Annotated in this window: 19 protein-coding genes and 1 other RNA gene; 7 read left to right on the plus strand and 13 right to left on the minus strand. The window is 72.7% G+C overall.

From position 1 onward, the window contains the following. The first annotated feature begins 106 nt into the window (after window positions 1-106). Together O2W15_RS01885 and O2W15_RS01890 are read left to right on the plus strand one after the other, a co-directional pair. Window positions 107-1,141, plus strand: a complete 1,035-nt coding sequence (locus tag O2W15_RS01885) for a 5-methyltetrahydropteroyltriglutamate--homocysteine methyltransferase (RefSeq protein ID WP_269178159.1) — start codon at window positions 107-109, stop codon at window positions 1,139-1,141. 60 nt (window positions 1,142-1,201) lie between these two features. Continuing rightward, window positions 1,202-1,894 carry an NADPH-dependent F420 reductase gene (locus O2W15_RS01890; RefSeq protein WP_269178160.1) on the plus strand — a complete coding sequence of 231 codons (693 nt, stop codon included), beginning with the start codon at window positions 1,202-1,204 and terminating at the stop codon, window positions 1,892-1,894. Between the two features lie 43 nt (window positions 1,895-1,937). Here O2W15_RS01890 and O2W15_RS01895 read toward each other — a convergent pair whose 3' ends face one another. Further along, entirely contained in the window at window positions 1,938-2,072 is a 135-nt protein-coding gene (locus tag O2W15_RS01895) for a methionine/alanine import family NSS transporter small subunit (RefSeq protein WP_269164817.1), read from the minus strand. Beyond that, complete coding sequence (locus O2W15_RS01900) at window positions 2,069-3,694, minus strand: sodium-dependent transporter (protein ID WP_269164818.1); 1,626 nt, start codon at window positions 3,692-3,694, stop codon at window positions 2,069-2,071. The genes O2W15_RS01895 and O2W15_RS01900 overlap by 4 nt, the downstream gene beginning before the upstream one ends. A 186-nt stretch (window positions 3,695-3,880) precedes the next feature. Here O2W15_RS01900 and O2W15_RS01905 point away from each other — a divergent pair, with 186 nt between their 5' ends. Beyond that, window positions 3,881-5,125 carry a serpin family protein gene (locus tag O2W15_RS01905; RefSeq protein WP_269178161.1) on the plus strand — a complete coding sequence of 415 codons (1,245 nt, stop codon included), beginning with the start codon at window positions 3,881-3,883 and terminating at the stop codon, window positions 5,123-5,125. A 145-nt stretch (window positions 5,126-5,270) separates the two neighbouring features. Here the strand turns inward: O2W15_RS01905 and ssrA are convergent. Continuing rightward, window positions 5,271-5,646, minus strand: a transfer-messenger RNA (tmRNA) gene (gene ssrA, locus O2W15_RS01910). Window positions 5,647-5,818: 172 nt separating this feature from the next. On the opposite strand from ssrA, the gene O2W15_RS01915 reads away from it, so the two are divergent. After that, window positions 5,819-6,712, plus strand: coding sequence for a dioxygenase family protein (locus tag O2W15_RS01915; RefSeq protein ID WP_269178162.1), 894 nt, complete (start codon window positions 5,819-5,821; stop codon window positions 6,710-6,712). A gap of 3 nt (window positions 6,713-6,715) precedes the next feature. Here O2W15_RS01915 and corA read toward each other — a convergent pair whose 3' ends face one another. From corA to O2W15_RS01935, 4 genes are all read right to left on the minus strand, one after another. Further along, window positions 6,716-7,861 (minus strand): magnesium/cobalt transporter CorA, encoded by a 1,146-nt coding sequence (corA, locus tag O2W15_RS01920; RefSeq protein ID WP_269178163.1) that lies wholly within the window; start codon window positions 7,859-7,861, stop codon window positions 6,716-6,718. Window positions 7,862-8,116: 255 nt separating this feature from the next. Continuing rightward, window positions 8,117-8,653: a carboxymuconolactone decarboxylase family protein gene (locus O2W15_RS01925; RefSeq protein ID WP_269178164.1), complete on the minus strand. Its 537-nt coding sequence runs from the start codon at window positions 8,651-8,653 to the stop codon at window positions 8,117-8,119. Beyond that, the gene (locus O2W15_RS01930) at window positions 8,650-9,531 is read right to left on the minus strand and encodes an SCO6745 family protein (RefSeq protein ID WP_269178165.1); all 882 of its coding nucleotides are present in this window, start codon (window positions 9,529-9,531) and stop codon (window positions 8,650-8,652) included. The genes O2W15_RS01925 and O2W15_RS01930 overlap by 4 nt, the downstream gene beginning before the upstream one ends. A gap of 18 nt (window positions 9,532-9,549) precedes the next feature. Next, the gene (locus tag O2W15_RS01935; protein ID WP_269178166.1) at window positions 9,550-10,542 is read right to left on the minus strand and encodes a hypothetical protein; all 993 of its coding nucleotides are present in this window, start codon (window positions 10,540-10,542) and stop codon (window positions 9,550-9,552) included. 109 nt (window positions 10,543-10,651) lie between these two features. Here O2W15_RS01935 and O2W15_RS01940 point away from each other — a divergent pair, with 109 nt between their 5' ends. Further along, window positions 10,652-11,281 carry a TetR family transcriptional regulator gene (locus tag O2W15_RS01940; protein WP_269164825.1) on the plus strand — a complete coding sequence of 210 codons (630 nt, stop codon included), beginning with the start codon at window positions 10,652-10,654 and terminating at the stop codon, window positions 11,279-11,281. 203 nt (window positions 11,282-11,484) lie between these two features. After that, the gene (locus O2W15_RS01945; protein ID WP_269164826.1) at window positions 11,485-12,996 is read left to right on the plus strand and encodes an MFS transporter; all 1,512 of its coding nucleotides are present in this window, start codon (window positions 11,485-11,487) and stop codon (window positions 12,994-12,996) included. A 45-nt stretch (window positions 12,997-13,041) separates the two neighbouring features. Here the strand turns inward: O2W15_RS01945 and O2W15_RS01950 are convergent, their stop codons facing one another. Both O2W15_RS01950 and O2W15_RS01955 read right to left on the minus strand, forming a co-directional pair. After that, window positions 13,042-14,037 (minus strand): GNAT family N-acetyltransferase, encoded by a 996-nt coding sequence (locus tag O2W15_RS01950; RefSeq protein WP_269178167.1) that lies wholly within the window; start codon window positions 14,035-14,037, stop codon window positions 13,042-13,044. A gap of 11 nt (window positions 14,038-14,048) precedes the next feature. Further along, window positions 14,049-14,939, minus strand: coding sequence for an amidohydrolase family protein (locus O2W15_RS01955; protein ID WP_269178168.1), 891 nt, complete (start codon window positions 14,937-14,939; stop codon window positions 14,049-14,051). Window positions 14,940-15,033: 94 nt separating this feature from the next. On the opposite strand from O2W15_RS01955, the gene O2W15_RS01960 reads away from it, so the two are divergent. Continuing rightward, window positions 15,034-15,360 carry a DUF1905 domain-containing protein gene (locus tag O2W15_RS01960; protein WP_269164829.1) on the plus strand — a complete coding sequence of 109 codons (327 nt, stop codon included), beginning with the start codon at window positions 15,034-15,036 and terminating at the stop codon, window positions 15,358-15,360. Window positions 15,361-15,367: 7 nt separating this feature from the next. On the opposite strand, the gene O2W15_RS01965 is transcribed toward O2W15_RS01960, so the two are convergent. The 4 genes from O2W15_RS01965 to ftsE form a co-directional block, all read right to left on the minus strand. After that, window positions 15,368-16,291 carry an NADP-dependent oxidoreductase gene (locus tag O2W15_RS01965; RefSeq protein WP_269164830.1) on the minus strand — a complete coding sequence of 308 codons (924 nt, stop codon included), beginning with the start codon at window positions 16,289-16,291 and terminating at the stop codon, window positions 15,368-15,370. 4 nt (window positions 16,292-16,295) lie between these two features. Further along, complete coding sequence (gene smpB / locus O2W15_RS01970) at window positions 16,296-16,772, minus strand: SsrA-binding protein SmpB (protein WP_036333358.1); 477 nt, start codon at window positions 16,770-16,772, stop codon at window positions 16,296-16,298. Between the two features lie 83 nt (window positions 16,773-16,855). Continuing rightward, window positions 16,856-17,740, minus strand: coding sequence for a permease-like cell division protein FtsX (ftsX, locus tag O2W15_RS01975; RefSeq protein WP_269164831.1), 885 nt, complete (start codon window positions 17,738-17,740; stop codon window positions 16,856-16,858). 62 nt (window positions 17,741-17,802) lie between these two features. Continuing rightward, on the minus strand, window positions 17,803-18,492 hold the full coding sequence (gene ftsE / locus O2W15_RS01980; protein WP_269164832.1) for a cell division ATP-binding protein FtsE: 690 nt from the start codon (window positions 18,490-18,492) through the stop codon (window positions 17,803-17,805). Window positions 18,493-18,551: the final 59 nt, after the last annotated feature.

Below are 18,551 nucleotides of genomic sequence, written 5' to 3' on the forward strand. Positions count from 1 at the left end.
CCCGGCGGTCGAAACGACGGGCCGAGGTCGTCGCCGGGTCCCGGTGACCGACCTCCTCGCACCCGGCGTGGAGGATCGGGGCCGTTCGCGTCCTCAGGAGGAACAGATGCCAGCCCCGCTCCCGCCGCTGCCCACGACCGTCGTCGGCAGCCTCCCCCAGCCCGACTGGCTCATCGACCGTGACCGGCTCGGGCACCAGTTCCCACCACGGGTCCGGGCCAAGGAGCTGTGGCGCGTGCCGCCGGAGTTCCTGCAGGAGGCCCAGGACGACGCCACGCTGGCCACCATCCGGGCGCAGGAGCAGGCCGGGCTGGACATCGTCGGCGACGGCGAGATCCGGCGCGAGTCCTACTCCAACCACTTCGCGACCGCGCTCGAGGGGCTGGACCTGGACCACCCCGGGTCGGTGCGGAACCGCTCGGGCATCGACATCCCGGCCCCGCGGGTGGTGGGTGAGATCCGCCGTTCGGGGCCGGTGCAGGTGGACGACGTCCGGTTCCTGCGCGCCCAGACCGACCGGGCCGTGAAGATCACCGTGCCCGGTCCGTTCACCATGGCGCAGCAGGCGCAGGACGACCACTACGGCGACGACCGCGCCCTGGCGCTGGCCTACGCCGAGGTCGTGCGCGCGGAGATCGCCGACCTGTTCGCCGCCGGCGCCGACATCGTGCAGCTGGACGAGCCCTGGCTGCAGGCCCGCCCGGAGGTCGCCCGCCGCTACGGCGTCGAGGTGCTCACCGCCGCGTTGGCCGACGCCCCCGGGCCGGTGCACGTGCACGTCTGCTTCGGCTACGCGGCGATGGTCGCCGACCGGCCCGAGGGCTACTCGGTGCTGCCACAGCTGGCCGACGTGCCGGCCGCGGCGATCTCGATCGAGACAGCGCAGTCGCACCTGGACCCGGCGACCCTGCGCCCGCTGCGCGGCAAGGGCGTCGCGCTCGGCGTGCTGGACCTGTCCACTCCCGAGGTGGAGACCCCGGAGACGGTCGCAGACCGGGTGCGGCGCGCGCTGGACCACGTGGACGTCGACACGCTCGTGCTGTCCAGCGACTGCGGACTGAAGTACCTGCCGCGCGAGTCGGCCGCAGGCAAGATGCGCTCCCTCGCCCGGGCTGCGGAGCTGCTGCGCGCCGAGCTCTGACCCGGCCGGGGGACGCCGCCGGCCGGGAATGACCCGGCCGGCGGCTCGCTTGCCGCGGGCATGACCACCATCGGACTCATCGGCAGCGGCAACATCGGCAGCACCGTCGCCCGGCTCGCGGTCGACGCCGGCCACGACGTCGTGCTCAGCAACAGCCGGGGGCCGGAGACCCTCACCGACCTCGTCGACCAGCTCGGTCCGAGGGCCCGGGCGGCCACCGCGGCCGAGGCCGCCGCGGCCGGCGACGTCGTCGTGGTGACCGTGCCGCTCAAGGCCTACCGCGAGGTGCCGGTCGAGCCGCTGCGCGGCAAGGTCGTGATCGACACGAACAACTACTACCCCGAGCGTGACGGGCGCATCGCCGAGCTCGACGACGAGTCGACGACCACCAGCGAGCTGCTCCAGGCACACCTGCCGGAGGCGCAGGTCGTGAAGGCCTTCAACAACATCTACGTCACCCAGCTCGGCACCCTGCAGCGGCCCGTGGGCGACCCCGAGCGCTCCGTGCTGCCGATCGCCGGGGACGACGAGACGGCCAAGCAGACGGTGTCGGCGTTCCTCGACTCGATCGGCTACGACGCCCACGACGTCGGCCCGCTCGCGGAGGGCTGGCGCTTCCAGCGCGACACGGCGGCCTACGTCGTGCCCTACGCGGTCCCCGGCGACGGCTTCCCCGAGGTGCCGGGCCGCCAGGTCACCCGGGCGGAGCTGACGGAGCAGCTGGCCGCAGCCGTCCGCTACCGCGACATGTGACGGTCGGGGCGTCGTCGACGCCCCGACCCGCCGTCCGCCGGGGTCAGCGGTCCCGGCGCGGGCCCTCGGCGCGCTCCTCGACGGCGCCGTGGTGCAGCAGGCTGGCGACGGCCAGGGCGAGGCCGCCCCAGATCACGACCATCGCCACCACCATCATCACGATCGCGGCCGTGCTCATCGGGGTCCTCCCTCGTCCTGCCGGCGCTCGTGCGGGGTCGGGTCCGTGGTGGCGGGCGCGTGCAGCGGCGCCGCCGGATCGGAGCCGGGGGGCGGTCCGTCCAGGTGCGTCCCGGCGCGCCACGGCAGCCGGGCGAGCAGGAAGCCGATGAGCGGCAGCGCCACGACCAGCGCCCAGCCGAGGACCAGCAGGAGCCAGGCCGGGTAGTCCTCGTAGCGCGCGGCCAGGTCGTCCCGCAGCGCGAGGACGAGCACGACAGCCAGGCCCGCCGGGGCGACCACGCTCGTCAGCAGGCGCCAGCCGGTGCCGACCCGGGGACGGCCGTGCACGTTGAGGTGCCCGCCGAGACCGGGCAGTGCCCGGACCACCCAGGAGACGACCAGCATGCTGACCAGCGCCACGACGAGGATGCCGTACTGGTTGACGAAGTGGTCGACGACGTCGAGCACGTAGATGCCGCTGGTCGTGCTGAAGAGCACCAGGCTCAGCACCGCGGCGGGGACGCCGACCGCGAGGGTCGCGGTGAGGCGGCCGGTGTCGAGCTTGTCGCGGACCGCGGAGATCACCACCTCGATCACGCTGATCAGCGAGGTGATGCCGGCGATGACCAGCGCCCCGAAGAACAGCACGCCGAGGAGGCCGCCGGCCGGTGCCTCGCTGATGATCGCCGGGAAGGCGATGAAGGCCAGGCCGATCCCGCCGCTGGCGACCTCGTCGACCGCCTGTCCACTGGCCTGGGCCATGAAGCCCAGGGCGGCGAACACCCCGATCCCGGCGAGCAGCTCGAAGCCGGAGTTCGAGAAGCCCACGACGAGGCCGGAGCCGACCATGTCCTCGCGGCGGCGGACGTAGGAGGCGTACGTGATCATGATGCCGAAGCCGACCGACAGCGAGAAGAAGATCTGGCCGAACGCGGCGGCCCAGACCGCCGGCGAGGTCAGTGCCGACCAGTCGGGCGCGAAGAGCGCATCGAGGCCGGCTCCTGCGCCCGGCAGCAGCAGCGCCTGCACCACGAGGGCGACGAAGGCGAGCACCAGCACCGGGATGAAGACCAGCGAGGTCAGGCCGATGCCGCGCTGGACGCCGAGGGCCATGACCACCAGGACGGCCAGCCAGACCAGCGCGAGGGGCACGAGCACCCCGGGCACCACGTCGGCGGTGACCCGGACGTCGCCGGCCTGGAGGAACTCGCTGAAGAAGAAGCCCTCGGGGTCGTCGCCCCAGGCCAGGTCGAGGGAGAAGAAGGTGTACCGCAGCGCCCACGCGATGACCGCGGCGTAGTAGACGGCGATGACGAAGCAGATGCCCACCTGCCACCAGCCGAGCCCCTCGGTGCCGCGGCGCAGCCGGGCGAAGGAGAGCGGGGCCGAGCCGCGGTGGCGGTGGCCGATCGCGTAGTCGAGCAGCAGGAAGGGAATGCCGGCGGTCAGCAGCGCGATCAGGTAGGGCAGCAGGAAGGCACCGCCGCCGTTCTCGTAGGCGACGTAGGGGAACCGCCAGATGTTGCCGAGCCCGACCGCCGACCCGATCGCCGCCAGGATGAAGACCCGCCTGGAGCTGAACCCGCCGCGGCGCTCCTCCTCGTCGGGCTGCTCCGGGGCCCGCCCCGCCGTCGTGCTCATGCGACCTCCTGTGTCGTGATCCGCCGAGGAGAGGATGTCAGGCCCCGGCGCCTCGGCGGCATCGTCCCGGCGCCCTCCCAGGTCACGGGAGCAGCACGAAGGCCGCGCGGTCCTGTACCGGCACGGCCCGGCACGATCATGCTGACCCCGTCCGTGGCGCGGGTGACACCAGGGAGGAGCGACGCGATGGCCAGGTGCGGTCGGGGACGACTCCTCGCCGTCGCGGCCGGCTCGGCGGCGGCGCTGACCGCCTGCGGCACGGCGGGCACCGACCCCCTCGGCCACCGCGGGCAGGTCGTCCCCGTGCCGGTGGGGACGCTGACGGCTGACGACGTCGCCGAGGCACAGACCGCGTTCGGTGTCGACCTGCTGCACGAGGTCTGCGAGCGCGCCCCCGACCAGACCGTGCTGCTGTCCCCGACCTCGGCGGCCGGGGCGCTGAGCCTGCTGTACCCCGCCAGCCGCGGGCAGACGGCGGAGGCCGTCCGGACCGTGTTGCACCTGCCGGAGTGGTCCCCCGACCTCGTCGCGGCGTTCCGCGACCACACCGACGCGCTCGACGGCCTCCGCCATGAGGGCGACCTCGAGGACGACGATGCGCCGGACTCCCTGCAGATGAGCAACCGCCTCTGGATCGCCGAGGGCATGGAGCCCGACCCCGACTACCTGGACGACATCGCGACGGGCTTCGACGCGGACGTGCAGGCACTGGACTTCGCCGGCGACCCGGCCGGGGCGACCGACCGGATCAACACGGCGGTCGAGGAGGACACCCGCGGGGTCATCGAGGAGCTCCTCGACGACCCGCTGAACCCGACGACCGTCGCCGTGCTGACCAATGCCCTGCACCTGCGGGCCAGGTGGGCGGTCCCCTTCACCGACACGCGGCCGGCTCCGTTCGCGGCGCCGTCCGGCGAGGTGACCGTCGACATGATGAGCGGCGCGACGGGTGCCCACCGCACCGCGGACGGCTGGCAGTCGGTCGAGCTGGCCTACCGCGACGGCACGCTCAGCGCCGTCGCCGTCCTGCCGCCCGAGGGCACCGACCCGTGCACCGTCGACGCCGCCACCCTCACCGACCTGCAGGCGGCCGAGTCGGCGGAGGTGGGCGTGCTGCTGCCGCGGCTGGAGCTCGAGCAGTCGCACCAGCTGCTGGACGTGCTGGCCTCGATGGGGCTCCCTGTCGCGGGTGACTACTCCGCCCTCGGCCGGGACGGCCTCTTCATCTCGCGGGTCGTGCAGCAGGCGTTCCTCGACGTGGACGAGGAGGGCACCGAAGCGGCCGCTGCCACCGCCGTGGTGGTCGAGGAGGCGGCAGCGGCACCCCCGTCGGCGGTCGTCTCGTTCGACCGGCCCTTCCTCCTCGTGCTGACCGACACGGAGACGCGCTCACCGCTGTTCATGACCGTCGTCCACGAACCGTCGGCCTGAGCTCCCCAGCCCGGGTACCGGCACCGGACGCACGTAGGGCCCGGTCGAGTGACCGGGCCCTACGTGGTGGAACGGGGGCTTCACCAGCGGATGCACCTCGAGCGGCGGACCCGGGAACCGGACCAGCTCGTCGAGGACGATCCTGTGGTGGAGGCGGCGGGAATCGAACCCGCGTCCTGCGACGCATCACCAGGGCTTCTCCGAGCGCAGTTCGCTCTGCCTCTGCTCGGCCCTCCCGATCTCACGAACGAGTCGGGATGACGGGCCCAGTCGCTGTGTGGTGTCCCACACGCACCCGCGACCGATGCGTGCGGTGAGTCATCTAGCTGATGCCAGGATCCGGGCCGATGACGAACCCGGGCTGACAGACTCGCCTAGCTGCTGTTAGGCAGCGAGAGCGAAGTCGCGCTGATTGGAATCGGCGCTTGTGTTTTTTGCAACGGATGGTTAACGAGATCATCGTTGCCTTCCTCGGCTCGCTTCCCCTGGTCAAACGACCGCAGTCGAGACCAATCGCCCCCCTGTGTAGTTGTACGGCCAGCATAACGGCACACGTCCCCCAGGTGTTCCCGAGCGCGCGGCCCACCCCCCCGCTCGGCTCGCGGACGACACTGCACACCGTCACCACGTCACCGCCGGGCCGTCGGCGCTCCAGCCGCCGGTCGTCCCGCTCGACCCGCCAGGGGGCAGCGCATGACCGACGACGTCACCGCCGACATCGACGAGCACACGATCACCGACGCCGTCGTCGCCAGCTTCGCCGGGACACCGGACAGTCGGCTGCAGGAGGTGCTGGGCGCGCTCGTGCGCGGGCTGCACACCGCGATCCGGGAGGTGGAACCGACGCTCGCCGAGTGGGAGCACGCGATCGACTTCCTCACCCACACCGGGCAGCAGTGCGACGACGTGCGGCAGGAGTTCGTGCTGCTCTCCGACGTCCTCGGGATCTCGTCGCTGGTGGAGAACATCAACCACCGCAAGGTCGGCGGCGCCACGGAGGCGACCGTCCTCGGGCCCTTCCACATGACCGTCTCGCCACCCCGCCGCAACGGCGACGCGATCGACGAGGTGGGCGGCGACCAGCCCTGCGTCATCACCGGCCGGGTGCTCTCGGTCGGCGGTGAGCCGGTGCCCGGGGCGAGCGTCGACGTGTGGCAGGCCGACGAGCACGGCTTCTACGACGTCCAGCAGCCCGACGTGCAGCCCGCGGGCAACGGCCGCGGCCTGTTCACCACCGACGAGGAGGGCCGGTTCTGGTTCCGCACCACCGTCCCCGCGCACTACCCGATCCCCACCGACGGCCCGGTCGGCGAGCTGCTCGCGGCGACCGACCGGCCGCCGTTCCGGCCGGCGCACGTGCACTTCATCGCCGATGCGCCCGGGTTCGTGCCGGTGACCACGCACGTCTTCGTCGACGGCAGCCCGTACCTGGACGCCGATGCGGTCTTCGCGGTCAAGCGCAGCCTGATCCGCGACTTCGCCCCCGTCGACGACGCCGAGCAGGCCGCCCGGTTCGGCACGGTGAACCCGTTCCGGCTCGCCGTCATCGACCTCGTGGTCGAGCCGACCGGGACGCCCTCCCCGTGACCCTCAGATCCAGTCGCGGCGCTTGAAGATCACGTACAGCGTGAGGCTGACCATGAACATCAGCACGACGGCGAACGGGTAGCCGTACTGCCACTCGGTCTCCGGCATGCTCTCGAAGTTCATCCCGTAGACCCCGCCCACGAGGCTGGGGGCGAAGAGGATGGCGGCCCACGCGGAGATCTTCTTGACCTCCTCGCCCTGGGCGAGGCTGGTCTCGGTGAGGGTCTTCATCTCCTCGTTCTGCCGCTGGGCGACCAGCGTGGCGTTCACGGTGAGGATGTCGCGCAGCTGCAGCCGGAAGCCCTCGACCCGCTCGGTGGTGGAGGTGACGTGGTCGGCGACGTCCCGCAGGTGGCTGCGCAGCTCCTCGTCGACGCCGTACTTCTCGAACCCGGCGGTGATCGCGGCGAGGATGCCGGTCAGCGGCTGCACCGCCCGCTGGAAGTCCAGGACCTCCTGGGACAGCTCGTAGATGCGCCGCGACACCTGCGGGTCACCGCGGAAGACCTCGACCTCGATCTCGTCGATGTCCTTGTCCAGCCCGGCGACGACCGGGGCGTACCCGTCGACGACGGCGTCCAGGATCGCGTACAGCACCGCCTCCGAACCGCGGGCCAGCAGCTCCGGCGAGCTCTCCAGCCGGCGGCGCACCCGGGCCAGGTCCGGCGACTCGGCGTGCCGCACGGTGATGGCGAAGTCCTTGCCGAGGAACAGGTGCAGCTCGCCGAACTCCACCTCCTCGGCCTCGTCCAGGTAGCGGGCGGCCTTGAGGACGACGAACAGCGTGTCCCCGTACCGCTCGAACTTCGGCCGCTGGTGGGCGTGGATGGCGTCCTCGACCGCGAGGTCGGGCAGGTCGTACTGCTCGGCCAGCTCACCCAGCGCGGCCGGCTCCGGGCGGTACAGCCCGAGCCAGACCATCCGGTCGTCGAAGCCCTCGGTCAGCCACTCGTGGCTCTCGGCCGCCGATGCGGGCGTGGCGATCCGCCGTCCGGCGGCGTAGACGGCGTTGTCGACCATCCGCGAGCGCCGCTCGGCCGCGGTCTCCGGACCGGGCTGCTCGGCCGGCCGCGGGGGCACGAGGACCGCGCGGGGCCGGCGGGTGAGGGTGGACAGGGCGGTGCGGGGGGCGAGGCGACGGTCGGCCACGGCGGACTCCCGGGGGACGCGGGGACGGGTGGGCGCGGGAGGTCCCCGTACGCGTGCCCGCCCGGCTCAGCGAACCGGCGGCGTCAGCGGGAGGGGACCTCGGGACTGCAACTGGGAGGCTCCGATCGCACGGCCCAGCACCTCCCGTCGTCCCAGGGCCGCGTCCGTCGCGCGGGCCGTCGTCCATCGTGACACGCGAGGGCGCTCCTGGGCATCCCCGTCGCCCGACCGGGGGGGTGGACGACGTGGGAAGAGTCAGCCGGCGACCTCGCCGGCCGGAGCCGGCACCCGCAGCGCGACCAGGAACCGGGAGACCATCGCGTAGCCGGCCACGGTGGCCACGAGCTCGACCACCTGCCGGTCGTCCAGGTGCGCACGCACGGCGGAGAAGACCGCATCGGGGACGTCGACCTGCCGGCTCGACGCATCGGTGAACCGCAGGACCGCGGCCTGGACCGGGGAGAACACCGGCGCCGCGGCCGCGTCGGGGGTCCGCAGTGCGGCGAGCTGGGCGTCGGTGACCCCGGCCCGGCGGGCGGCCGGCTCGTGCGCGACCCACTCGAACCCCGCCCCGTTGAGGACGGCGATCCGCAGCACCACCAGCTCGGTCAGGTCGGCGGTCAGCGTCGTCCCGTTGCGCAGCGCCCCGAGCAGCGCGCTCCACCCCTCGGCGACGGCGGGGCTGTGCAGCAGGAGGCGGTCCAGCCCGGACAGCTCTCCCCCGCGCCGGGCCCGCAGCACCTCCGCGGCCGGGGTGTCCCCGACGGCGTCCGGCAGCCGCGCGCCGGTCACGACCGGGACAGCACGCCGGCCGGGAACGCGCCGTTGCCCAGCAGCCGGCCGGTCAGGTCGCCGGCGAGCGCGGCGACCCGTTCGGTGCGCTCGGTGCCCAGGTGCACGAACGGGGCGGCCGACAGCGCGTCGGTCTCCTGCTCGATCGACACCCGCAGCTGCTGGCCGGCCTCGGTGAGCGCGCCGTCGGCGACCAGGCCGCGCTCGGTGAGCCCGTCCAGCGCCGCCGTCCACTCCTCGTCGGACCAGCCCCGGGTCGCCTGGGCGGCCTCGCGGGTGAACCCGCGGCCGGTGAGCGTGTGGGTGACCAGCGCCTCCAGCCCGGTCAGCCCGTGCCGGACCACGCTGAGCACGTGCCCGTCGCCGCGGTGCTCGCGGAGCAGCGTGACGCCGTGCCACACCTGCAGCAGCGGCTCGTCCGGCCAGGGCAGGTCGGCGTGGGCGGCGAACAGCGGCCGGGCCTCCGGCGTCAGCGCTGTGCAGGCCTCGCGGAGCAGGCCGGCCAGCTCGCGCAGGCTGCTCTCATCGGCGCCGTCGAGGAGCCGGGTGAGCGAGGCGCGCGCGGCCGCGGTCCGGGCGGTGAGCACCTGCTCCGGGGTGGCGAGGGTCCAGGCACGGGGCAGGTGCCTGGCCACGATCGCCGGGGCGAAGTTGGCGAAGGTGGCCGTCACCACGCCCGGGCCGACCGCGCCCATCGCCGCCGCGCGGCCGGCGAAGTAGACCATCCGGCCCGGGCGGAGGCCGGCTCCGGTCAGGTGCTCGTCGGTCTCCGGCGCGAAGTAGACGTGCGAGTGCAGCGGCTCCAGCCGCCGGTGGGTGCGGGCGACCAGGCGGAGGTCGGGGGCGAGCGGGGAGGCGGGCTGATCGACGCTGACCATGCCGCGCACCCTAACCACTCAGCCGGACGCGCCCGCGGTGGTCGGCGTCGCGCTGGCGGGGGCCGTGGTGCTCGGCGCGGTGGTGGCGGGGGCCGTGGTGATCCGCGTCGTGGTGGCCGGGGCCGTGGTGGCCGGGGCCGAGAGGGCGGCCGCGACGCAGGAGTGGTTGTGGTCCAGGTCGTCCTCGACGTACTGGGTCATGATCACCCGGCCGCCATCGACGAGCGGGGAGTCGGAGCAGTTCGCCACCGCGCCGGAGAGGCTGCGGGCACCGGCCAGCCAGCTGTCCAGCCCGTGCAGACTGCTCCACGAGGGCACGTCACCGACGATCTCGCCCCACTGGTAGCCGGTCGAGTAGAGCCCGACCCGGCCGCCCACCGACTCGAGGTGGTCGGTCATCCCCTCCAGGGTGGCCCGGTTGTTCCGCTGCGCCGCGGCGCCGTCGGTCTGCCAGGTGTTCATCGTCTCGACGTCCAGCCACCAGCGCAGGCCGACGAGGTCGGACCGGTCCTCGATGGCGGCGTCCCCGTCGAGGTCGCCCAGGGTGTCCAGCACGATCCGGACGTCGTCCTCGGCCCGGTCGACGCCGTACTCGTAGGAGCAGGCAGCGCTGTTGTCGCCGTCGCACACCCCGTAGCGGTTGACGCCCAGCCGAGGCCAGGTGGTCACCTGCTCGCGCACCTCGCCGGGGTTGGCGGTGTTCACGTAGAGCTGCGCCCGCGGCTGGGCCGGCACGGCACCCGAGGAGTCGTCCGCCCACTCCCACTGGTCGGCGAGACAGCGGTTCTCCGTGGTGGCGATGCCGCCGTTGACGCCGATCACCGCGAACGCCGCGTCGTCGGGGAGCGTCCGGTCGCACTGGGGGTACGAGACGTCGTACCCGACCGTGCTCCCCACCGTGCTGCGCAGCTGGGGACCGGGCTCCTCCGCCGAGGCGGTCGCCGGTGCGCCGAGCACCGCGGCGCCGAGCGCAGCCGAGGCCACGACGGCCGTCCGCAGGGTGCTCCGCATCCCGTCGACCCTACGCCTCGCGACGGCCGTCGATCGGTCGCACGATGTTCACGAAACTGGACTGGGTAAATGTCTGTACTCCGTTCAGTTTCTGTCCTACGGTGCTCACGTGACCGGATCCGGACAGGGGAAGACCCCGCACTGCCCGGTCGGTCGCGTGCTGGGCCTGCGGGAACGCAAGAAGCTCGAGGCCTGGCGGACGATCCGCTCGACCGCGCTGCGCCTGATCAGCGAACGCGGGTTCGACGCGGTGAGCGTGGAGGACATCGCCGCTGAGGCCGGTGTCTCCCGGACGACGTTCTTCAGCTACTTCCGCAGCAAGGAAGCCGTCGTCTACGACCTCGATCCGCAGGAGCTGCAGCAGTGGCGCGCTCTCCTGGCGGACTGTCCGAAGGGCGAGCCGCTGTGGGAGGCGCTCACCGGTCTCGCCCTCAGCCTGGCGGAGCTCCTCGCCGACCGCCTGCCCCTGCAGAAGCGGCTGTTCGAGCAGTCACCGGAGCTCTGCGACTCGTCGCGGGACGTCTGTGACAGCTTCGGGCCCGACCTGCGGGAGTGGGTCGCCCGTCGCACCCCCGACGGCGAGGAGCTGCACGCCGCCCTGGTCCTCAACACCACCTTCGCCGCCTTCAACACGGCGATCGAGGCCTGGGACCCCGACGACTCCTTCGACCACTTCCTGGACCTCGTCCGCGACTGCCTGCGACTGGTCGGCGGCGGACTGGCCCGACCCGTGAGCTGACCCGCTCCCCACCCCGCCGGCCTCGACCCCGCCGGCCCTCCTCCGGCAGGCACTCCGCTCCCCGACCGCGCACCGTCGCGCCGTCGCGCCTGCCCGGGCTCCTCCTGCACCACGCGACCGAGCGACGCCGCCGGCCGTGAGCCCTCCCCTGCCCTCGTCCCCTCAGCCCGCACTGCGCCCTGCGCAGGAAGGACGGCTCCGCCATGCCCGCAGACAGCCTGATCACCCCGCCGGGGACCACCGTCCCGGACGCGCCACCACCGCCCGCACCGGACACCGAGGGCCCGGACCCCCGCCGCTGGCTGGCCCTCGCCGTCATCGCCGTCGCCCAGCTGATGGTCGTGCTGGACGCCTCGATCGTGAACATCGCCCTCCCCGACGCCGGCCTCGACCTGGGCATCAGCGCCGCGAACATCCAGTGGGTGGTCACCGCCTACACGCTCGCCTTCGGCGGGCTGCTGCTGCTCGGCGGGCGGATCGCCGACTTCACCGGCCGCAAGCGCGCCTTCCTGATCGGCCTGATCGGCTTCGCCGGCGCCTCCGCACTGGGCGGCCTGGCTCCCAACCAGGAACTGCTGTTCGCCGCCCGTGGCCTGCAGGGTGCGTTCGCGGCGCTGCTCGCACCGGCCGCGCTGTCCCTCCTGGCGGTCACCTTCACCGACCCCAAGGAGCGGGCCCGCGCCTTCGGCGTCTTCGGTGCCATCTCCGGTGGTGGCGCCGCGATCGGCCTGATCCTCGGTGGGGTGCTCACCGAGTACGCCTCGTGGCGCTGGACGCTGGGCGTCAACGTGCCGATCGCCCTGGCCACCGCCGTCTTCGCGATCGGCCTGGTGAAGGAGAGCCGCGCCGACGGCGATCGTCGCTACGACGTGCCGGGCGTGCTGCTGTCGGCCGCCGGCCTGGTCAGCCTGGTCTACGGCTTCAGCAAGGCCGCCGAGGAGGGCGTGGGCTGGACCGACCCGGTCACCCTGGCCCTGCTGGCCGCCGCCGCCGTCCTGCTGGTGACCTTCGTGCTCTACGAGCAGCGGGCCAGCCACCCGCTGCTGCCGCTGCGCGTGGTCCTGGACCGCAACCGGGGCGGCTCGTACCTGGTCTTCCTGCTGGTGGGGGCCGGGATCTTCGCGATCTTCCTGTTCCTGACCTTCTACTTCCAGCAGACCTTGGGGTACAGCCCGCTGGACTCCGGCTTCGCCTTCCTGCCCTTCAGCGCCGGGATCATCGTGGGCGCCGGCATCGTCTCCCAGGTGCTCCCCCGGATCGGGCCGCGACCGCTGATCATCGGTGGGCTGGTGCTGGCTGCGTTGGGCATGCTCTGGCTGACCCGGATCGGTGAGACCAGTTCGTACGTCACCGAGGTGCTGCCGGCCCTGCTGGCGATCAGCCTCGGCATGGCAGCGGTGTTCGTCCCGGCGTCCAGCACGGCGCTGGTCGGGGTGGAGAGCCACGACACGGGGATCGCCTCGGCCGTGCTCAACACCAGCCAGCAGGTCGGCGGCTCGCTCGGCCTGGCCCTGCTGAACACCTTCTACGCCTCGGCGGTCACCGGGTACCTCGTCGACAACCCGGGTGCGGCGCCGGGCGCCGCCTTCGTGCAGGGGTACCACGTGGCCTTCATCTGGGCCGCGGTGTTCCTGGCGGTCGCGCTGGTCATCAGCATCGTGCTGATCCGGGCGAAGAAGGACGACCTGCCGGCCGAGATGGTGCTGGCGGCCTGACCGCCACGGAGGGGCCGACGTCGCGGCGTCGGCCCCTCCGGTGCGTCAGCTGAGCGGGGCCAGCCGCCGGGACCAGGAGACCTGGGTGCGGGCGGTGGCGAAGCCGAGGCTCTCGTACAGCCCCAGCGCGCCGGTGACGTTCTCGCTGTCGACCTCCAGCCCGGCGGTCTGGCAGTCCTGTGCCGCGGCGGCGTGCATCGCCTCGATGATCACGGCCTTGGAGACACCCCGGCCCCGGGCGGTCGGGAGGACGCCGATCTGGCCGAAGTAGCTCTCCCGGGAGCCGCTGGCCGCGGCGGTCGCCTCGGAGACGTAGGCCAGCGCGTAGCCGAGCACCTCGCCGTCCTCGACGGCCAGCACCGACAGGTCCGGGCGGAAGGTCCGCATGCCGGTGAACATGACCTGCCAGGAGGCGACGTCGCGCTCGCTGGAGCCGTAGTGCTCGGTGAAGGCGGCGTTGTGCGCCAGCCGCACCTCCTCGTCGCGGTCCCAGGTGAACGGCACCAGGTCGATGCCGTCGAGCCGGCGCCGCGGCGGCAGGTCGGTGAGCGGGCGCTCCATGTGGAAGAACCAGCGGACCGCCTCCAGCCCGGCCCGGCGCACCAGCGCCTCCAGCGAGGGCATCGTCGTGTACACGGTGGCGGTCAGCCGGGCCGGTGACTCCGGGTGCCGTTCGGCGTGCAGCTCCGCGCCCCGCGCCAGCTGCCAGGCGAGCAGCGCCCGGCCGATGCCCCGGCCCCGCCACTCCGGCAGCACCCGACCCTGCAGGTGCACGCCGTAGGCGTCCCGGAACGTGGGCGGGGCGATCGTGGTGGCGTAGCCGACGACGGTGCCGTCGGCGGTGCTCACCAGCCGGGTGTCCCGCTCCAGGTCGACCAGCTCGCTGACCCACAGCCCGGTGAGGTCCTCGGGGGACTCGTGCAGCCCGGTGTCGTCGACCGCCTCGGCCACGGCGAGCAGGTCGGCGACGGCAACGACGTCGTCGGGGCGGATCGGGCGGGCGGAGAGGCCCTCGGGCAGGACCAGCGGCGCAGAGTTCACGAGGGACGAGGTTAGGCGGTGACCCCGAACAGCCGTGCACCGTTGTGCCAGAGGACCGCCCGCAGCCACTCCTCCCCCAGGCCCAGCCGGTGCAGCGCGGCCAGCTGGTGGGCGTAGGGGTACGGGATGGCCGGGAAGTCGCTGCCGAGCACCACCTTGTCCCGCAGCCCGGCCAGCCGGGGCAGCAGCGCCCGGTCGAAGGGCATCAGCCGCTCGGTGAAGTCGGTGGCGAACATCGTGGTGTCCAGGTGCACCCGCTCGTACCGCTCGGCGAGGTCCAGGAACGCCGCGTACTCCGGCATCCCGAGGTGCGCGATCACCAACTGGAGCCGCGGGTGGCGCTCCAGCAGGCCGGCCATCGGCGCCGGGCCGGTGTGCTCCCCGCGCAGCGGCCCGGAGCCGCAGTGGATGACCACCGGTGTGCCGGTCTCGGCCAGCCGGGCCCACACGGCGTCCAGCAGCGGGTCCCGCGGGTCGAACGAGCCGACCTGCACGTGCACCTTGAACACCCGGGCGCCGGCGTCCAGCGCCTCGGCGACGTAGGCCGCCGCCGAGGGCTCCGGGAAGAACGTGGCTGACTGCAGCACGGCCGGGTGCTCCCGGGCGAACGCGGCTGCCTCGTCGTTCAGCCAGGCGGCCATCCCGGGCCGGTGCGGGTAGGGCAGCGTCGGGAAGGCCCGGACACCGAGTCGGTCCAGGACGGCGAGCCGCTCCTCGACCGGCAGCGCGTAGGTGACCGGCCACGGCGCCCCGTAGTGCGTCTCGGCCTCGGCGAAGTACTGCCAGACCTTCGCCTGCACCCGCTCCGGCAGGAAGTGCACGTGCACGTCGACCAGCCCGGGCAGCCCCAGCTCCCGCCAGAACCTCGGAACGTCGGCATCGTCGACGGGCGGCGCGACCACGAGGGCCACCCTAGGTCCGCCGCACCGTGCGGCGCCCACCGTGCCGGGCAGGACGAGCACCGCCGTCCGCTGATCGCCACTAGCCTCCGGCGGCGTGGACGCGACCTTCACCGCAGAGCTGTTCGAGTGGCGTGGTCCGGCGCCGTTCCACTGGCTGCCCCTGCCCGCGGACGTGTGCGACCGCATCCGGGCCGAGGCCACCGTGGCCAGCTACGGCTGGGGCGCGGTCCCGGTGCGCGTGCAGATCGGCACCACCGAGTGGGAGACCTCGCTGCTGCCGCGCGCCGGCGGCTACGTGCTCCCGGTGAAGCAGCACGTCCGCGCGGCGGAGCGGTTCGACGACGGCGACACGGTGACGGTCGCGCTGAGCGTGGCCCCTCGCGGCGGTCGGGCCGCCAACGGGAGCGGCCCGACCATGTGAGGCGGGATCAGGGGAGCGTGATGACGACCTTGCCGCGCACGTGCCCCTCGGCCACCAGCCGCTGGGCGTCGGCGGTCTGCGCCAGCGGGAACGCCTTGGCGATCGCCACCCGCAGCTGCCCGGCGTCGGCCATCCGGCCGAGCTCCTCCAGGTCGTGCCGCTCGGGGCGGACGAAGACGTACCGGCCGCCGAGGTCGAGCACCGCCGGGTCGACGACGCTGGCGATCCGACTCGGGTCGCGCACCTGGTCGGGGGCGTCGCCCAGCGCCGGCCCACCGACCAGGTCCAGGACGGCGTCGACCGGCTCGGACAGCTGCCCGGAGATCGGGCCGGCGTTGTAGTCGAGCACCTCGGCGGCGCCGGCGTCGGTCAGGAAGCCGTGGTTGCGCGGGCTGGCGGTGCCGATGACGTGTGCGCCGAGCGCGGCGGCGATCTGTACGGCGAAGAAGCCGACCCCGCCGGCGGCCCGGTGCACCAGCACCCGGTCGCCCTCGCCGACGTCGAGCGCCTCGGTGAGCGCCTGGTAGGCGGTCAGCCCGGCCAGCGGCAGCGCGGCGGCCTCGGTGAACCCCAGCGAGTCGGGCTTGTGCGCGATGCACCGCTGCGGGGCGGGCACGAGCTCGGCCGTCGTCCCCCACTGGACGTCGTCCCGGCGCAGGTAACCGAAGACCTCGTCACCGGGGGCGAAGTCGACCACCGCCGGCCCGACCTGCTCCACGACACCGGCCAGGTCCCAGCCCGGCACGATCGGGAAGTGGTGCGGGAAGAAGCCGGCCAGGCCGCCCGCCCGGATGCCCATGTCCACCGGGTTGACCCCGGCCGCGCGGGTGCGGACCAGCACCGTGTCCGGCCCCACCGGGGGCTCGGGCAGGTCGTCGCGCAACTGCAGGACCGACTCGTCACCGAACCGGTCGTAGGCGATGCCGCGCATGAGGTCAGCGCCGTCCCTTCACGTAGCGACCGAAGGCGCGTTCCATCTCCCGGCGGGAGTCACGCTCGGCCAGGTCCTGGCGCTTGTCGTAGCTCCGCTTGCCCTTGGCCAGCGCGAGGGTGGCCTTGACCTTGCCGTCCTTGAAGTACAGGTCCAGTGGGACGAGCGTCAGCCCGCCCTCCTTGGTCTTGCCGATCAGCTTCTCGATCTCGGCGCGGTGCATGAGGATCTTGCGCTTGCGGCGCGGGGTGTGGTTGGTCCACGTCCCCTCGGTGTACTCGGGGATGTGCACGTGCTGCAGCCACACCTCGCCGTCGTCGACGGTGGCGAAGCCGTCGACGAGCGAGGCACGGCCGGCACGCAGGCTCTTCACCTCGGTGCCGGTGAGCACCAGGCCCACCTCGTAGGTGTCCAGGATCGAGTAGTCGTGCCGCGCCTTCTTGTTCTGGGCGATGAACTTGCGCCCCTGTTCCCGCGGCATGTCGCCAGGTTACCCAGGGCCCGCAACCGATCATGGCGCCCGACCCCGAGGGGGCAGGCGCCATGATCAGCGGACGGCGAGCGTCAGAGCCGGACGTAGAGCCGCAGCGTCACGTAGGCGGCGACGGCGGCCAGGCCCACCCCGGCCGCGGCGATGATCGGCGAGATCGCGATGATCGCCGACCAGTCGACCGGCGGGATGATGCCCGCCTTGATCGGCCCGGCGAGCGTCTTGTCGACGAACAGGATCTTGGTCAGCACCAGGCCGCCGATGGCGAGCAGCGCACCGATCAGGCCGGCGAGCGCGGCCTCCAGGATGAACGGCAGCTGGGTGTACCAGCGGGAGGCGCCGACCAACCGCATGATGTTGGTCTCGTTGCGTCTGTTGAAGGCCGCGAGCTGGATCGTGTTGGAGATCAGCAGCAACGCGGCCAGCGCTTGCACGAGGGCCACCGCGAGCGTGCCGTTGCGGGCGCCGTTGAGCAGGCTGAACAGCCGGTCCAGGAAGTCGCCCTCGTCGCGGACCTCGTCGACGCCGGCCTCCCCGTTGGGGAACTGCTCGGCGATGACCGGGTACCGCTCGGGGTTGACCAGCTCGACCCGGAAGCTCTCCGGCAGCGCGTCCTCAGGGGTGTTGGCGATCAGCGCCGGCTGCTCCTGGAACTGCTGGGTGAAGCGCTGGTAGGCCTCCGCGCGGGTCTCGTAGATGTACTCCTGCACCTCCGGTGAGGCGTCCAGCTGCGCGGCGATCGAGTCACGCTGCTCGTCGGTGACGTCGTCGGCGAGGTAGATCGAGACCTGGATCTTGTCGTAGTAGATCTCGCGCATGTCGCCGATCATGTTGGCGATCAGCAGGCCGGTGCCCATGAGGCCCAGCGAGATCCCGGTGGTCAGGATCATCGCGACCGTCATGGTCAGGTTCCGACGCAGCCCGGCAGCCACCTCGGAGAGGACGAAGTTGACGCGCATCAGTTCCCTGTCATGTCGTTCAGTGGCCCGGTGTCAGCGGTCGCGCGGAGGCGGCCGCCACCTCAGCGGCCCACGCCGTAGACGCCGCGGCTCTGGTCACGGCTGACGACGCCGTCGTTGAGCTCGATCACGCGCCGCCGCATCGAGTCGACGATGTGGTAGTCGTGCGTGGCCATGACCACGGTGGTGCCGGTGCGGTTGATCCGCTCCAGCAGCAGCATGATGTCCTGGCTGGTCTCCGGGTCCAGGTTGCCGGTGGGCTCGTCGGCCAGCAGCACCAGCGGCCGGTTCACGAACGCCCGGGCGATCGCCACCCGCTGCTGCTCACCACCGGAGAGCTCGCTGGGCAGCCGGTTCTCCTTGCCGTCCAGGCCGACCATCTCCAGCACCTCGGGCACGACCCGCTTGATGGTGCGCTGGGGCTTGTTGATCACCTCGAGGGCGAAGGCGACGTTCTCGGCGACCGTCTTGTTGCGCAGCAGCCGGAAGTCCTGGAAGACGCAGCCCATCGTGCGGCGGAGCTTGGGCACCTGCCACTTGCTCATCGTGTTCAGGTTCTTGTCGTTGACCGTGATGACGCCCTTGGTGGGGCTGTCCTCCTTCAGCAGCAGCCGCAGGAAGGTCGACTTGCCCGAACCCGACGAACCGATGAGGAAGACGAACTCACCCTTGTCGATGTGCATCGAGACGTCATCCAGCGCCGGCCGGGGACTGGTCGGGTACATCTTGGAGACGTGTTGCAATTCGATCACGGGGGGCAACGGTACCTGCCCCGCGCCGGACGATGACACGTTCGCCCGGCGCGCCCTGC

It is taken from the genome of Modestobacter sp. VKM Ac-2979, assembly GCF_026967995.1.
GTDB lineage: Bacteria > Actinomycetota > Actinomycetes > Mycobacteriales > Geodermatophilaceae > Modestobacter.

Excerpts from the sequence above, each read along its gene's own strand:
- O2W15_RS01885 (WP_269178159.1), top strand. The coding sequence starts at position 107 with ATGCCAGCCCCGCTCCCGCCGCTGCCCACGACCGTCGTCGGCAGCCTC.
- O2W15_RS01890 (WP_269178160.1), top strand. The coding sequence starts at position 1,202 with ATGACCACCATCGGACTCATCGGCAGCGGCAACATCGGCAGCACCGTC.
- O2W15_RS01895 (WP_269164817.1), bottom strand. The coding sequence starts at position 2,072 with ATGAGCACGGCCGCGATCGTGATGATGGTGGTGGCGATGGTCGTGATC.
- O2W15_RS01900 (WP_269164818.1), bottom strand. The coding sequence starts at position 3,694 with ATGAGCACGACGGCGGGGCGGGCCCCGGAGCAGCCCGACGAGGAGGAG.
- O2W15_RS01905 (WP_269178161.1), top strand. The coding sequence starts at position 3,881 with ATGGCCAGGTGCGGTCGGGGACGACTCCTCGCCGTCGCGGCCGGCTCG.
- O2W15_RS01915 (WP_269178162.1), top strand. The coding sequence starts at position 5,819 with ATGACCGACGACGTCACCGCCGACATCGACGAGCACACGATCACCGAC.
- O2W15_RS01930 (WP_269178165.1), bottom strand. The coding sequence starts at position 9,531 with ATGGTCAGCGTCGATCAGCCCGCCTCCCCGCTCGCCCCCGACCTCCGC.
- O2W15_RS01935 (WP_269178166.1), bottom strand. The coding sequence starts at position 10,542 with ATGCGGAGCACCCTGCGGACGGCCGTCGTGGCCTCGGCTGCGCTCGGC.
- O2W15_RS01945 (WP_269164826.1), top strand. The coding sequence starts at position 11,485 with ATGCCCGCAGACAGCCTGATCACCCCGCCGGGGACCACCGTCCCGGAC.
- O2W15_RS01965 (WP_269164830.1), bottom strand. The coding sequence starts at position 16,291 with ATGCGCGGCATCGCCTACGACCGGTTCGGTGACGAGTCGGTCCTGCAG.
- smpB (WP_036333358.1), bottom strand. The coding sequence starts at position 16,772 with ATGCCGCGGGAACAGGGGCGCAAGTTCATCGCCCAGAACAAGAAGGCG.
- ftsX (WP_269164831.1), bottom strand. The coding sequence starts at position 17,740 with ATGCGCGTCAACTTCGTCCTCTCCGAGGTGGCTGCCGGGCTGCGTCGG.